Consider the following 13,324-nt stretch of genomic DNA (forward strand, 5'->3'; position numbering starts at 1 on the left):
AGCCACGATGACCGATCCGTATTGGTATGCGTGCGCATGGGATGCGCAAGGTTTGCGACTTGATCTCGCGCCCTTGCCTCCGATCGCCGACCCGATACACCGTGTCGCCTTGTACTTCAGCTAGCGGATGTCGCGGCATATAACCTAAATGGTTCTAAATGTCAAGTTAGAACCGCCTTGACTGCCACCGGTCTCCGTCCCCGCTAATGGGGGCGCTGGGTACTCACTGGGCAATATCTGAATCACGGCCAGGCAGCGCGGCTGCGCGCGCCCGGCCTCGCCGTGCTCAGGCCCGCGCTTCGTTCACGCCGGCGCTGTTGTGGCGCAGCGCCTTCAGCACGGTATCGACGATCTGCGGGGCGTTGAGGCCGGCTTCGTCGTACTGCGTCTCGGGCTTGTCGTGGTCCTGGAACACGTCGGGCAGGCGCATGGTGCGGATTTTGAGCCCGGCGTCGGTCAGGCCCTCGTCGCTCGCCATGGTGAGGACGTGCGCGCCGAGGCCGCCGATCGAGCCTTCCTCCACCGTCACGATCACTTCGTGGCTGAGCATGAGGCGGCGGATCAGGTCGGTGTCGAGCGGCTTGGCGAAGCGCAGGTCGGCGACCGTCGTCGACAGGCCCCTGGCCTCGAGCTGGTCGGCAGCCTTGAGCGCCTCGCCCAGCCGCGTGCCGAGTGACAGGATGGCGACCTTGGAGCCTTCGCGTACGACGCGGCCCTTGCCGATCGCCAGTTGCTCCGGCGTGGCGGGCAGTTCCAGGCCAACGCCGTTGCCGCGCGGGTAGCGGAAGGCGATCGGTCCGGCGTCGTGCAGCGCGGCGGTGTGGACCATGTGGACCAGTTCCACCTCGTCCGCCGCGGCCATGACGACCATGTTGGGCAGCGTGGCGAGGTAGGTCACGTCGAACGAGCCGGCATGCGTGGCCCCGTCGGCGCCGACGAGGCCGGCGCGGTCGATGGCGAAGCGGACCGGCAGGTTCTGGATCGCGACGTCGTGGACCACCTGGTCGAAGGCCCGCTGCAGGAACGTGGAGTAGATCGCGCAGAACGGGCGCATCCCCTGCGCGGCGAGGCCGGCGGCGAAGGTCACGGCGTGCTGCTCGGCGATGCCGACGTCGAAGCTGCGTTCGGGGAACTGGGCTGAGAACTTGTCGAGCCCGGTGCCCGACGGCATGGCGGCGGTGATCGCGCAGATCGTGGGATCGCGCTCCGCCTCTGCCGTAAGCGCCTTGGCGAAGACGCCGGTATAGCTGGGGGGGCCGGCGGGGGCCTTGGCCTGCTCGCCGGTGATGACGTCGAACTTCTGGACGCCGTGGTACTTGTCGGCAGCGTTTTCGGCGGGCGCGTAGCCCTTGCCCTTCTGGGTCACGACGTGGACGAGGATCGGGCCTTCGCCCGCATCGCGCACGTTTTCCAGCACCGGGACCAGCGCGTCGAGGTCGTGGCCGTCGATCGGGCCGACGTAGTAGAAGCCCAGTTCCTCGAACAGGGTGCCGCCCATGGCCATGCCGCGGGCGAATTCGTCGGTCTTCTTGGCGGCGACGTGCAGCGGGCGCGGCAGGCGGCGGGCGAACTTGCGCGCCAGCTCGCGCAGGCCAAGGAACTGCCCGGAGGAAACCAGCCGTGCTAGGTAGGCCGAGAGCCCGCCGACCGGCGGCGCGATCGACATGTCGTTGTCGTTGAGGATCACGACGAGGCGGTTGCCGGCCTCGCGCGCGTTGTTCATCGCCTCATAGGCCATGCCGGCGCTCATCGCGCCGTCGCCGATCACGGCGATGCCGCGCCCCGGCGTGCCCTTGATCTTGTTAGCGATGGCAAAGCCCAGCGCGGCCGAGATCGAAGTGGAGCTATGGGCGGTGCCGAAAGGGTCGTACTCGCTCTCGCTCCGCTTGGTGAAGCCGGAGAGGCCGCCGCCCTGGCGCAGGGTGCGGATACGCTCGCGCCGGCCGGTCAGGATCTTGTGCGGGTAGGCCTGGTGGCCGACGTCCCAGATCAGGCGGTCGGCGGGCGTGTCGAACACGTAGTGGATCGCGACGGTCAGTTCGACCACGCCGAGTCCCGAGCCGAGGTGCCCACCCGTCTGTCCGACGGCGGAGATCATCTCGGCGCGCAGTTCGTCTGCGAGCTGGCGAAGTTGGGCGGGCTTGAGCTTGCGAAGGTCTTCGGGAGTCGGAACTTCGTCGAGCAGGGGAGTGGCCGGGTTGGCGTTCATCTTTCGGGCCTTACACGCTTGCGACTGGCGTGTCGATTGACCGGTTCCGCAATATCGGTCCCGTGTGGTCGCGGCGCCTCAGCTGCAGTCCGCGCAGATGCCGCGCAGCTCGATCACCGGGCGAACGTCGGCGAATCCGGCCGTGCGGGCCGCCGCCACGAGCGCGCCCGTCAGCTTGTCGTCGTCGATGTGGACGGCCTGGCCGCAGCTGTCGCAGATCAGGAAGATACAGTCGTGCTGGCAGCCGGGGTGCGTGTTGGCGACGTAGGCGTTGGCACTCTCAACCCGCCGCGCGAGGTTGGTGCGCACGAACAGGTCGAGGATGCGGTACACGCTGTTAGGAGCGACGCGCTTGCCGCGCAGGGCCGATACGTTCTCGGCGAGATCGTAGGCGGAGGCGGGGCGCTCGCGGCCGGCCAGCGCCGAGAACACGTCGGCACGCATTTCCGTCCATTGCTCGCCCGCTTCGACGAGCGCATTGCGGGCCTCGCTGACAAGGCTGGCGCCGGAATGTTCGTGGTGGTTATGGTGAGCGGACATGCCGCCCATATGGGGCTTCCGGCGCGGCCACGCAATCGGGCGCGCTATCGGCGCGGCGCTCAGTGCGTTTCGGCAGCCTGCGCGGCAGGAGCAAAATCGCTGGCGAGCGGCGAGTGCCCGCCGATACCCATCACGCCAAGCACCAGCAGAGCCCCGCCGGCGAAGCCGAGCGCGAAGAAGCGGTAGAAGTCGGCCTTGAAGAGTCCCATCGGAATGGCTTTCGAAAATTCGTAGATACGTTGCGTGCGGCCCTAGTGGTCAAAAGTGCCTTTCCGTCGAGTGAACGATCGGCGCAATACCGCCATTCTTCGACGAACCGTTGACCCGATGCGGTGAAAGGCGAGAGAATCGGCCCTAGCGACGCCGTGCTGCAACAAACACCGCAGCGCGCCCGGTCCGGTCGTCGGCGCAGAACGCGATGCGCAGCTCGTGCCAGCCGTTGTAGCCGTCGGCAGCGTAGATCGCGGGTGACAGGCAGTCGGTGAAGGAGGATCGCGCCGTCGCGGGCGTCGTTGCTGCCGGCGAGGGGCTCATCCACCAGCTGCCGAGACCCCGGCGCGCGCCGCGTTTCGCGAAGGCGGCGGGTGTCATGGTGGCCGGGGCGAGCCCGGGCAGGGCCATGAGGCGGCCGCGCTCCGCCGGCGTGGCGTCGAGGCGCAGCAGGACTTCGCGGTCGCGGCCCTGTCCGAAGTCCTCGAACAGCATACGGTCCCGGTCAGGCACCGGTCCCGGGCCCATGAGTTCCGCATAGAGCACGCGGTCGTCGGGTGCCAGGGCCGAGGCGGCGAGCGAAAGCACCGCGAGCGCCAGCACGGGAAGCGCCGCGCAGCCGAACGGCAGGGAAGCGGCGGCCAGCGCGGAGCGGGGCGAGCGGAGCTTGCCGAGCCGCAGCAGTACCGCGGCGACCGTCATGCCGGCGAGGAAGAAGACGACAACCACGGGGCCGAACCAGATCACCCACACGGTCGTTCGTCTCCTCGTTCCGCCGCCTGGCTGATGCCGCTCAGTGCTTGAAGTGGCGCATGCCCGTGAAGACCATCGCCAGGCCCGCCTCGTTGGCGGCGGCGATCACTTCGTCGTCGCGGATCGAGCCGCCCGGCTGGATGACCGCCGTCGCACCCGCCTCGGCGGCGGCGAGCAGGCCATCGGCGAAGGGGAAGAAGGCGTCGGAGGCAACCGCCGAGCCGACGGTGCGGGCGGCGTCCCAGCCGAGCTTCTCGGCAGCTTCGGCGGCCTTCATCGCGGCGATGCGCGAGGAATCGCGGCGGTTCATCTGCCCCGCGCCGATGCCGGCGGTGACGCCGTCCTTGGCATAGACGATCGCGTTCGACTTGACGTGGCGCGCGACGGTCCAGGCGAACAGGCAGTCGGCCAGCTCGCGGTCGGTCGGCTCGCGGGCGGTGACGACCTTGAGGTCGTCGAAGCCGATGGCGCCGTTATCGCGGTTCTGCACGAGGAGCCCGCCGGTGATGCCGCGCACGGTCAGGCCGGCGCGGCGCGGATCGGGCAGTTCGCCGGTCAGCAGCAGGCGCAGGTTCTTCTTCTTCGCGAAGAAGGCGCGGGCTTCCTCGTCGGCATCGGGAGCGACGACGACTTCGGTGAAGATCTGGCAGATCGCCTCGGCGGTCGAGCCGTCCAGCAAGGTGTTCACCGCGACGATGCCGCCGAAGGCCGAGACGTCGTCACAGGCCAGCGCGCCCTGCCAGGCTTCCAGCAGCGAATCGCCCTGGGCCACGCCGCACGGATTGGCGTGCTTGACGATGACGACGGCCGGCTTCTGGCCCTTGAACTCGGCGGCGAGTTCGAGGGCGGCGTCGGCGTCGTTGTAGTTGTTGTAGGACAGTTCCTTGCCCTGCACTTGCTCGGCCTGCGCCAGGCCCTTGGTAAAGGGGCCGACCGGCGTATAGAGCGCGGCTTTCTGGTGCGGGTTCTCGCCGTAGCGCAGGGTCGTCGCAAGACGGCCGTTGACGCTCAGCATCTCGGGGAATTCGAGGCCCTGGTCGACGGTCGCGAACCACTGGGCGATCATCGAATCGTAGGCGGCGGTCTGCGCATAGGCGCGCGCGGCCATCAGCTTGCGGAAGGCTAGCGTGGTGGCGCCATCGGTCGCTTCCAGCTCGTCGATCAGGCCGGCGTAGTCTTTTGGATCGGTGACGATGGTGACGAAGGCGTGGTTCTTGGCCGCCGAACGCACCATCGAGGGGCCGCCGATGTCGATGTTCTCGATGACCTCGTCGCGGTCCGCGCCCTTGGCGACGGTTGCCTCGAACGGATAGAGGTTGACGACCACGAGGTCGATCGCGCCGATTGCGTGCTCGGCCATCGAGGCGGCGTGCTCGGGATTGTCGCGCACGGCCAGCAACCCGCCGTGGACCTTGGGGTGCAGCGTCTTGACGCGGCCGTCCATCATCTCTGGGAAGTCGGTGATCTCGGAGATGTCCTTCACCGCCAGGCCCGCCTCGCGCAGCGCCTTGGCGGTGCCGCCGGTCGAGACGAGTTCCACGCCCCTCGCGCTGAGCACCTGGCCGAGTTCGGCAAGGCCGGTCTTGTCGGACACCGACAGCAGGGCGCGGCGGATCTGGACGGAATCGGTCATCGGGCGGGCTTCCTTGCGGCAGGGTCTTTGCGCGCGCCCTTAGGACGGGAGGGGTTGGGGGGCAAGGGCGCGGGCGCCTTATGCGCCGAAGCCGCTCCTTTGCGGGGCGGCGCGCGATGAAAAAGCCTTAACCGCGCGGCTGCGCTCATCCGGTCTATGTAGGCCGGGCAGCTCGGGGCGACCCGAAATCACGCTGCATGAAGGAGGTGGTTTATATTCAGTTAGATACAGCACTCATGATCATCATGGCCTGCTTCGCTTTCACGACCCTGATCCTCAAGGTCGTGGAGCTATCACGCCGGCAGTGATCACGGGCGGGGAATGGGCTGGCACCCGTTCCCCAAACGGTAAGGGACACGCTACTGGCATAGCGCGCCCCTTGGAGGTGATATATCGATTAGATACAGCACTGGTATGATAGCGGCCATTCGCGGAGATTTCAATCCCGGCCGTTGTAGCGGATCGCTTCAGTTCATCTTCTTGAGCAGCCATCCGAACGTCCCGCCGCCGCGTGAGACCATGCCCTGGATGACGAGCTGTTGCGTCGCCTGCGGACGGCCCTGGCCGTCGACCCAGAGTGAATCCTCGACCGTCACGTCGCCCGCCCCGGACCGGAACTGCCAGTAGCCGCCGTCGGGGAGCGACAGGGCCGCGCCTTGCCCGTCGGCGGTGAGGTTGACGTCGACCTCGGGGCCGAGGTGGAAGCGGATCGCGAAGCCGACCATGCCGCGCTTGCCCTTGCGACCCGACGGGACCAGCAGGTCCTCGCCGCGCAGTTCGGAGCCGTCGTCGCGCAGCAGCAGGATGCGTTGGTGGGTCAGGCCGTAGCGCGCCGCGTAGCCGTTGTGGCTGGCGTCGAGGCGGCTGGCGGCGGTGCCGTTCTCCTGCGGCAGGGTCTTTCGGTCGAGCGCGACTTCGGTGACGCCCGAGCCGATCATGCCGCCGATCAGGATCGCGGTGGAATTGGCGTCGTCGAGGGTGAGCGTGGAGTGCGCCGCGGTCGCCCGCAGGCCCTGCTCGAGCCGTACCGGGACCAGCCCGCCGCCGCTTGCCGCGCCTCCGCAGTTGACGACGAGGCGGTGGACGCCGTGCGAGAATTCGAAAGCCAGCGTCGAGGCACAGCCGAAGCGGGCCTGCGCGGGCATCGGCGGCGGCGCGGTGTCGAACTGCAGGACCGACTTGTGCGCGACGACCCGCTGGTAGCCCCACTGGCGCACGTCGCGCAGAGGCCGGGTACGCACGCCGCTCGCCTTGACGAGCCCGTCGAGATCCTCGGCAGAGACCGCCCAGCCGCCCTGCCACGAACCGAGCCCGCCGTCGCCGTGGGTCAGCGCGAGGAGCGGCGGCAACAGCAGTTCCACCACGCGCTCGACCGCCGGGGGGGCGTCGCGGCGGGTGGCGTGATAGCAGTTGCGCAGCCGCACCAGCAGCGCGATCGCCTCCATCTGCGCGAGCGGGCTGCGGGACAGCACGCCGCCATCGTCGCCCATCAGCTCGCCCAATGCCTTGATGAGTCCGGCCTCGCCGTAGAGGCGGCGCGGCCGGCCATCGGGCAGCAGCAGCCCGGCGGCGACGATGCCGACCCAGCCGGCCACTTCGGCGAGCTGGTCCTCGGCGTTCGTCACGTGGCGGTCGAGCCAGCGGGCGGTCGCGGCGATGTGCGCCAGTGTGCGCAGCCGCAGCGTCTTCTCGCCGGAGAGGATCAGCGGGGCGTGCGCCAGCCAGTTGGCGACGCGCATGCCGGTGTTGCCCACGTTCCACGCCGGGCCCTTGCCGGGTTTCGACGGGGGAGCGGGGTTGGCGGCGAGCCAGGCGGTGAGGATGCGCTCGGCCACGGGCGCGCCCTGTTCGCGCGGCGCGCAGGCTTCAAGGTCGGTCAGCCACGAGAAGGAGTGGACGACCTTCTCCAGCGGCGGTGTCACCCGCTGGGCGCCCGAATAATCGACCTGCGCGACCGGGGTCTTGGCGCCGTGGACGAGGAAGTGACCGGCGCGGATCGCGGTGCCCGCGGCGCGGCTGCCGGGCAAGGTGTTGTCGACCGTCGCCAGCAGCCGGTTGCGAGCCTTCTTGCCCATCGGCCCGGCGAGCATCGATCCCGGCACGCCCATGCGGTAGGCCATGCGAATGAACTTCTCGCCGAAACCAACGGCGGGCGGCGAGAAATCGACCAGCGCCAGCGCGCGGCCCGGCTCGATATGGCCGGGCTCGATCACTTCGGCGGGGTGAGCGGCGTGTACGGGATGGGGGACCGGCGCGGCGTGGAGGTCATTCGCGCTGTCATCTGCCACACCCACCTCCACCGCGTCCGACAGGGGAAGCGCCCGGGATGGTTCCAGGTTCCGCGCCATCGGATCTGCGGCCGGGCGAGGATGGGTGCCCAGGCCCACGCCTATGCCAGGCCCTTGAGCGTCTGGATGTTGCTTGCGTACTGCGAGGGACCGCCGCGGAACGTGGCCGATCCCGCCACCAGCACGTCGGCGCCCGCCGCGACGCACAGCGGCGCGGTCTTCGCGTCGACGCCGCCGTCCACTTCAAGGCGGATGTCGCGGCCCGACTTGTCGATCATCTTGCGCACCGCCTCGATCTTGCGAAGCTGGCTGGAGATGAAGCTCTGCCCGCCGAAACCGGGGTTCACGCTCATGATGAGAACGAGGTCGATGTTGTCGATCAGGTAGTCGAGCATCTTGGCCGGCGTCGCCGGGTTGAGCGAAATGCCGGCCTTCTTGCCGAGGTTGTGGATCGTCTGCACCGTGCGGTGGACGTGGGGGCCGGCTTCCGGGTGCACGGTGATGTAGTCGGCGCCGGCATCCGCGAAGGCTTCGAGGTAGGCATCGACCGGGGAGATCATCAGGTGCACGTCGAAGACCTTGGCGCTGTGGGGGCGCAGGGCCTTCACCACGGCCGGGCCGATGGTGATATTGGGCACGAAGTGGCCGTCCATGACGTCGACGTGGATCCAGTCCGCCCCGGCTTCGTCGATGGCGCGCACTTCCTCGCCGAGCCGCGCGAAGTCGGCGGACAGGATCGAGGGGGAAATCAGCGGGATGGTCATGGTGGGGTAACCGGGCTCCTTGCGCCCGGGATACGCCACCACATCTGGGGGCGACAAGCGTGCGCGGGCCGTTTTCCACACGCGATGTTGCGTCAAGCGCGGCAAGGACGCCGGAATGGCCGAATTTGGTGGCAATGGCGACGAAGCGTGGCTTTCAGTCGGTGTAACGGAGAGTTCACTGGCCATTCACGGCGGCTGAGGCATCTTGAAGCCATAGAAATCCTTCACGACATGCCTCGTCGGTGGTTGCGAAGGCGCGGCGAAGTACCGATGGCCTGCCACCGCCGGGCTCACTACATGGAAGCGAAATGACCACGACCAATCCCAGGGGATCGATCGCAATGCCTTATCGAATGTCCGCTGCGCTGGCCGCGCTGGCCGCCGCCGGGCTTGCCGTGCCGGCGCTGGCCGAGAGCCGCACGGACTACCGCAACGAAATCCGCAACGAGATGGGCCGCTGCTCGTCCGACAAGGGCCCGGCGCTGCTGGTTACGGTGGACGGCGTGAAGTCGTCCTCGGGCAAGCTGCGCGTGCAGTCGTACCGTGCCAACTCGGCTGAATGGCTTCAGAAAGGCAAGTGGCTCTCGCGCATCGAAGTGCCGGCGCGTGCGGGCACGATGACTTTCTGCGTGCCGGTGCCTGCGTCCGGGACCTACGGCATCGCGGTGCGCCACGACGTCAACGGCAACGGCGAGACCGACATCCGCACCGACGGCGGGGCCATGTCGAACAACCCGTCGATCAGCATCTTCAACCTCGGCAAGCCCAGCTATACCAAGGTCGGCGTGCCGGTGGGCGGCGGGGTCAAGACGATCCGGGTGCAGATGAAATACATGTGACGGCGCGCGCCCCCGGTCTGGCCGGGCGCGACATTATTCCATGATCCTGCGCGCATCCGCGAGGTCCGAAGGCTTGTCGACGTCCACTGCGGCCAGGCCGTCCCGCGCGGCGACCAGGCTCGCGTTGACGCCGATCTTGCCTCCCAGCCGCGCGATCGCGGCGGCGAGCGTGAGGCGGCCGAGCGCGTAGCCGGCCAGCATGCCGAGCCCTAGCCGCGCGGCGATGCGCCAGGGGCGCTTGCGGTCAGCCTCGACCATCTTCCACGTCTCGATCGCGAGGCCGGCACGATCGCTCGCCAGCAGGAACAGGTTGCAGCCAGACCACTGGCCGTCGGCGAAGCGCAGGTACGTGCGGCGGCTCCCGGGCATCGCAGCCTCGATGGCCTCGCGCCGGGCGAGCAGGATGGCGACATCGCTGACCTCCGGCGTGTCGCCGAGGAAGTCCCGCACCCATTCGGGCCGCAGCAGCGCGTGGTCGCTGGTGGTGACGAGCAGCGGCGCGCCCAGAGCATCGAGCCCGATGGCGACGCTGGCGCTGGGACCGGCGCCGGTCGCCAGCACCTCGCAGCCGAGCCGCAGGGCAAGGTCGCGAACGTCCGCGTCGCTGGCCGAGACGGCGATCCGCTCGATCCCCGCCTCGCGCAGGGCACTCACGACATGGGAGAGCATCGGCCGGCCGGCGATCTCCACCAGAGACTTGTGCGACACGCCTTCCGCCGCGGCGACCGGATCGGGGGCGCCGGGGCGCGACCCGGCGAGGATCAGGGCTGCGGGCTTCATGCCTTCACCTGCTTTGGCAGCGCCTTGCGGCCGCGCCAGACCTGCCAGAGCACGCCGGGGGCTGCGAGCACCGGATGACGCTCGCGCCAGGGAGTGATCGCCACCGGTACGCCGGTATGACGCTCGATCTTCCACGCTGCATAGCGCGCCGCGCCTTCGAAGGTGGTCGAGGCTTTCAACAGGCGCAGGACGTTGTAGGGCTTGCCCATCCGCTGGCGGCGTTTCCACCACGACAAAGTATTGTCCCGCGCGGCGACCTTCGGGCGGATGGTGCTGCTCTCGCGCGTGAAGTCGATGCCCTGCGCGCTCAGCGCCAGGGGCAGCAGTCCCTCGAAATGCTCGCGGTTGGCGGCGAGGATCGAATCTTCGCGGCCGGCCTTCTCGACGCGGAATTCGGCGGCGTAAGTCGCCCGGAACAGCGCGCGCCAGTAGTCTTCGGGCGTCCCCGCCTCCGGTCCCAGTGCGACGGCCAGGCGGGCGGCGGTGCGGGCGGCCTGCGCTACGGCATCGGCGATCGCGGCGCCGGCCGCCTCGTCGCGCTTCCAAGCGAGGGCGCTGGGCTGGACGAAGCGGGCCCAGATCGTCGTGTCGACCTTTTCTCCGGCAGCGGCGGCGCGGAATGTCTCCAGCGCCATCGTCGCGACTTTGGCGCGCAGCGGCACGCCGTCGTGGAGCCATTCGTGATAACTCACGCGCGGCCAGATGCGCTCCACCTGCGGGCCGGGCGACAGGACGTAGAAGTCGAGCACGCCTTCCAGCGAGCCGGTGCGCAAGTTGGAGCCGTAGAACAGCACGCCGACCGCGCCCGCGCTTTCCGCCAGCTTCTGCGCGAAGGCGCGCACTTCCGGCACGACCAGGCGGTCGAGGGCCGTCGTTACACGCTCAAGGAGAAGGTCTTCGCTCATGCCGGCCTGCATCGGGCACGCCAGCCCCGATTACAAGCCGTCAGGGAACCACGAAGTTGATCTGCGGACCTTCGTCGAGCACGAACCGGCCGGCTGGGAAAGCCTCCCCGTCGAGGATGAACGAGCCTCCGATGTCGATGTCGAGTTCGCTTGCGGCAAAGCGCCTGGCACCGTTCCGGGTCAGGAACTTGCCGTTGAGCCCGGCCATGATCGCCGGCAGCAGCGCGACGATCCAGCGGACGGGCGAATCCATCACCGCCAGCTTGAGGCCCGGTGCCGGGTCGCGGCCGAAGGGGCGCGCGCCGAGCGGAAAACGCTCGAACGTGGTGGCGAACGTCAGGAAGCGCTCGTCTGCGCGGCCGCGCCCGGCGTAAGGCAAGTGGCGGCCGCTGTGGCGATCGACGATGCGGGTAGGGGTGCTGGCGCGCCAGACGTTTCCGGATCGTCCGAACAAGGCTCCGACAATGGCCGCGAGGATCGACAGACCCACCGCGAAGCTGTTGAACGCCCCGCGGCGGTGCGCTTCCTGTCCGGCTTCGGTGGCGCGGGCGAAGATGCCGGTGCCCAGCACGAAGCCGAGGATCGAGCGGGCCGCCCCATCCCGGGGGCCATCCTTGGGCGTAAGTCGTAGCGGGCGGCGCGCGATCGTGCTTCGGCGCTGCGCGGCGGCGAGCGCCTCGGCCAGCGACCAGCGGTTGGGCAAGCCGAGGTCGACCGCCAGCGCGTTGGTCTTGCCCTTGGGAAGGACGATGAGGGTGGGCCAGTCGTCGCCGAAGATGTCGGCGCCGCAGGACAACACGTCGCGGACGGTGCCGTCGCCGCCGTCGACCACGAGATAGTCGACACCGCGCCGCGCGAACTCGCCGAGCGTGTGGTGCAGTTCCTCGCGCGTGCAGGGGGTCTGGGTCAGGATGTTGGAGCAATCCGCCATCTCGGGCGCGATGCCCTTGTTGCGGTGGCTGCGGGGGTTGCGGACGATGCCGACGAGCGGAACCGCCCGGCCCCGGCGGGCAGGACGGACGAAGCGGGCGTCTGCGCGCCGACCGGGCTCACCGAAAGTCGGCAGCGTTTCGAATTCGTAGATGCTTCCGTACACACCCCCTATGTAAGGTCGCGCGGTCCGAAAATCACCAAGAAACATTCTGTGACACATTAAGGTTACAGTTCGATGGCAGCTGTTGCCCTATCGTCACGGCAGTGGCTGGTGCTACCGCGGCCTCCCCCGATGATTGCCAGTCTTCGCGGGAGGCTTTACGGGCTGGGGGCATGATCCAGCAAAACCAGGTGTTACCGGTCTTCACGATCGGCGCGAATCCCGTGAAGCTCTGGGGCCTTACGATGGCGCAGCGCGTCGCGCGGATCGCGCGGGCGGCCGGGCTCGAGACGGCGGATACGCTGCCACCGGGACCGGCCATCCTCTCCAACGCGGCCCATGCTTGGGACCCGGCATGGTTCGGCAACGTGGTCGGCCGGCCCGGCGTCGTTCTCACGCTCGGCGGCGTCCCGGCGCTCGGACATGGCGCCGACGCGGGGCAGACGGCCCGAATCGCGCGGGCCATGGCGGACGGTGTGCCACTCGCCGACAAGGCCGGGCTTGAAGTCATAGCCTTCGAAGACGGCCCCACGATCGAGAACAAGACGCTCCGGAAACGCGAGACGCCGTTCCTCATGACGCTCACTCCCACGACCGTCCGCCCGATCGAGCGGGCCAGCTACTTCGGCGCCTACAAAGGCGTGACAGACGTGCTGACCAAGTATCTCTGGCCCGAATGGGCGCTGGTGCTCACGCGGATCTGCGCGAAGCTCGGCATCACGCCGAACATGGTGACGGCGGTGGGCGCGGTGTTCTGCGTCGTCGCGACGGTGCTCTTCGCCTACGGGCACTACTGGGCGGGCATGGCGACGGGCCTAGTGTTCATGGTTCTCGACACCGTGGACGGCAAGCTGGCGCGCTGCACGATCACCTCGTCGGCGTGGGGCAACGTCGCCGATCACGGCATGGACCTCGTTCATCCGCCGTTCTGGTGGTGGTTCTGGGCGACCGGTCTCGGCGCCTGGGGGCTCGCCTATGATCCGGCGACGTTCTGGTGGGTGCAGGGCGCCATCCAGATCGGCTATGTCATCCAGCGCCTGATCGAGGGCGCGTTCATCAGTGCCCACGGCATGCACATCCACGTCTGGCGGCCGTTCGACAGCCGGTTCCGCCTGATCACCGCGCGCCGTAACCCGAACATGGTCATCCTGTTCGTCTCGGTGTTGTTCGGCCGGCCCGACATCGGCCTGATCGCGGTGGCCTGGTGGACCGCCGGCTCGTGCCTCATCCACGCCGTGCGGCTGGTCCAGGCATGGATGCTGCGGGCGCGCGGCGGTACGATCACCTCTTGGCTGTCGGAGAGCTGAGGA

The 13,324-nt window shown here is 68.6% G+C and carries 12 protein-coding genes; 2 read left to right on the forward strand and 10 right to left on the reverse strand.

What is annotated here, in order from left to right:
• Positions 1 to 286: 286 nt before the first annotated feature.
• From dxs to rpe, 7 genes are all read right to left on the reverse strand, one after another.
• On the reverse strand, positions 287 to 2,209 hold the full coding sequence (dxs, locus tag PMI02_RS10070) for a 1-deoxy-D-xylulose-5-phosphate synthase (RefSeq protein WP_007682190.1): 1,923 nt from the start codon (positions 2,207 to 2,209) through the stop codon (positions 287 to 289).
• A 78-nt stretch (positions 2,210 to 2,287) separates the two neighbouring features.
• The gene (locus PMI02_RS10075; RefSeq protein ID WP_036503298.1) at positions 2,288 to 2,749 is read right to left on the reverse strand and encodes a Fur family transcriptional regulator; all 462 of its coding nucleotides are present in this window, start codon (positions 2,747 to 2,749) and stop codon (positions 2,288 to 2,290) included.
• A gap of 59 nt (positions 2,750 to 2,808) precedes the next feature.
• Positions 2,809 to 2,958 carry a hypothetical protein gene (locus PMI02_RS27595; RefSeq protein ID WP_007682195.1) on the reverse strand — a complete coding sequence of 50 codons (150 nt, stop codon included), beginning with the start codon at positions 2,956 to 2,958 and terminating at the stop codon, positions 2,809 to 2,811.
• Positions 2,959 to 3,103: 145 nt separating this feature from the next.
• A complete protein-coding gene (locus PMI02_RS10080; RefSeq protein ID WP_007682199.1) occupies positions 3,104 to 3,712 on the reverse strand; it encodes a hypothetical protein in 609 nt (202 codons plus the stop codon).
• Positions 3,713 to 3,752: 40 nt separating this feature from the next.
• Positions 3,753 to 5,345, reverse strand: coding sequence for a bifunctional phosphoribosylaminoimidazolecarboxamide formyltransferase/IMP cyclohydrolase (gene purH, locus PMI02_RS10085; RefSeq protein ID WP_007682201.1), 1,593 nt, complete (start codon positions 5,343 to 5,345; stop codon positions 3,753 to 3,755).
• A gap of 467 nt (positions 5,346 to 5,812) precedes the next feature.
• Positions 5,813 to 7,693, reverse strand: coding sequence for a heparinase II/III family protein (locus PMI02_RS10090; RefSeq protein ID WP_036503300.1), 1,881 nt, complete (start codon positions 7,691 to 7,693; stop codon positions 5,813 to 5,815).
• Positions 7,694 to 7,734: 41 nt separating this feature from the next.
• Positions 7,735 to 8,397 (reverse strand): ribulose-phosphate 3-epimerase, encoded by a 663-nt coding sequence (gene rpe / locus PMI02_RS10095; RefSeq protein ID WP_036503303.1) that lies wholly within the window; start codon positions 8,395 to 8,397, stop codon positions 7,735 to 7,737.
• A gap of 353 nt (positions 8,398 to 8,750) precedes the next feature.
• Between rpe and PMI02_RS10100 the strand changes: the two genes are divergently transcribed.
• Positions 8,751 to 9,236 carry a DUF2141 domain-containing protein gene (locus PMI02_RS10100; RefSeq protein WP_238539047.1) on the forward strand — a complete coding sequence of 162 codons (486 nt, stop codon included), beginning with the start codon at positions 8,751 to 8,753 and terminating at the stop codon, positions 9,234 to 9,236.
• 33 nt (positions 9,237 to 9,269) lie between these two features.
• Here PMI02_RS10100 and PMI02_RS10105 read toward each other — a convergent pair whose 3' ends face one another.
• Genes PMI02_RS10105 through PMI02_RS10115 form a run of 3 tightly spaced genes read right to left on the reverse strand, consistent with a single transcriptional unit; the run spans position 9,270 to position 12,017 of the window.
• Complete coding sequence (locus tag PMI02_RS10105; protein ID WP_007682209.1) at positions 9,270 to 10,016, reverse strand: GTP--adenosylcobinamide-phosphate guanylyltransferase; 747 nt, start codon at positions 10,014 to 10,016, stop codon at positions 9,270 to 9,272.
• Positions 10,013 to 10,921, reverse strand: coding sequence for a hypothetical protein (locus tag PMI02_RS10110; RefSeq protein WP_007682211.1), 909 nt, complete (start codon positions 10,919 to 10,921; stop codon positions 10,013 to 10,015). Before PMI02_RS10110 ends, PMI02_RS10105 begins: the two co-directional genes overlap by 4 nt.
• A 40-nt stretch (positions 10,922 to 10,961) precedes the next feature.
• Positions 10,962 to 12,017, reverse strand: coding sequence for a diacylglycerol kinase family protein (locus PMI02_RS10115; protein ID WP_036503286.1), 1,056 nt, complete (start codon positions 12,015 to 12,017; stop codon positions 10,962 to 10,964).
• Between the two features lie 170 nt (positions 12,018 to 12,187).
• Here PMI02_RS10115 and PMI02_RS10120 point away from each other — a divergent pair, with 170 nt between their 5' ends.
• Positions 12,188 to 13,321 (forward strand): CDP-alcohol phosphatidyltransferase family protein, encoded by a 1,134-nt coding sequence (locus PMI02_RS10120; RefSeq protein WP_007682219.1) that lies wholly within the window; start codon positions 12,188 to 12,190, stop codon positions 13,319 to 13,321.
• Positions 13,322 to 13,324: the final 3 nt, after the last annotated feature.

The sequence above is a fragment of the Novosphingobium sp. AP12 genome, assembly GCF_000281975.1.
GTDB lineage: Bacteria > Pseudomonadota > Alphaproteobacteria > Sphingomonadales > Sphingomonadaceae > Novosphingobium.

Coding starts and splice junctions, on each gene's coding strand:
- PMI02_RS10105 (WP_007682209.1), bottom strand. CDS start 10,016: ATGAAGCCCGCAGCCCTGATCCTCGCCGGGTCGCGCCCCGGCGCCCCC.
- PMI02_RS10120 (WP_007682219.1), top strand. CDS start 12,188: ATGATCCAGCAAAACCAGGTGTTACCGGTCTTCACGATCGGCGCGAAT.
- PMI02_RS10110 (WP_007682211.1), bottom strand. CDS start 10,921: ATGAGCGAAGACCTTCTCCTTGAGCGTGTAACGACGGCCCTCGACCGC.
- PMI02_RS10100 (WP_238539047.1), top strand. CDS start 8,751: ATGTCCGCTGCGCTGGCCGCGCTGGCCGCCGCCGGGCTTGCCGTGCCG.
- dxs (WP_007682190.1), bottom strand. CDS start 2,209: ATGAACGCCAACCCGGCCACTCCCCTGCTCGACGAAGTTCCGACTCCC.
- PMI02_RS10075 (WP_036503298.1), bottom strand. CDS start 2,749: ATGTCCGCTCACCATAACCACCACGAACATTCCGGCGCCAGCCTTGTC.
- PMI02_RS10090 (WP_036503300.1), bottom strand. CDS start 7,693: ATGGCGCGGAACCTGGAACCATCCCGGGCGCTTCCCCTGTCGGACGCG.
- PMI02_RS27595 (WP_007682195.1), bottom strand. CDS start 2,958: ATGGGACTCTTCAAGGCCGACTTCTACCGCTTCTTCGCGCTCGGCTTC.
- purH (WP_007682201.1), bottom strand. CDS start 5,345: ATGACCGATTCCGTCCAGATCCGCCGCGCCCTGCTGTCGGTGTCCGAC.
- rpe (WP_036503303.1), bottom strand. CDS start 8,397: ATGACCATCCCGCTGATTTCCCCCTCGATCCTGTCCGCCGACTTCGCG.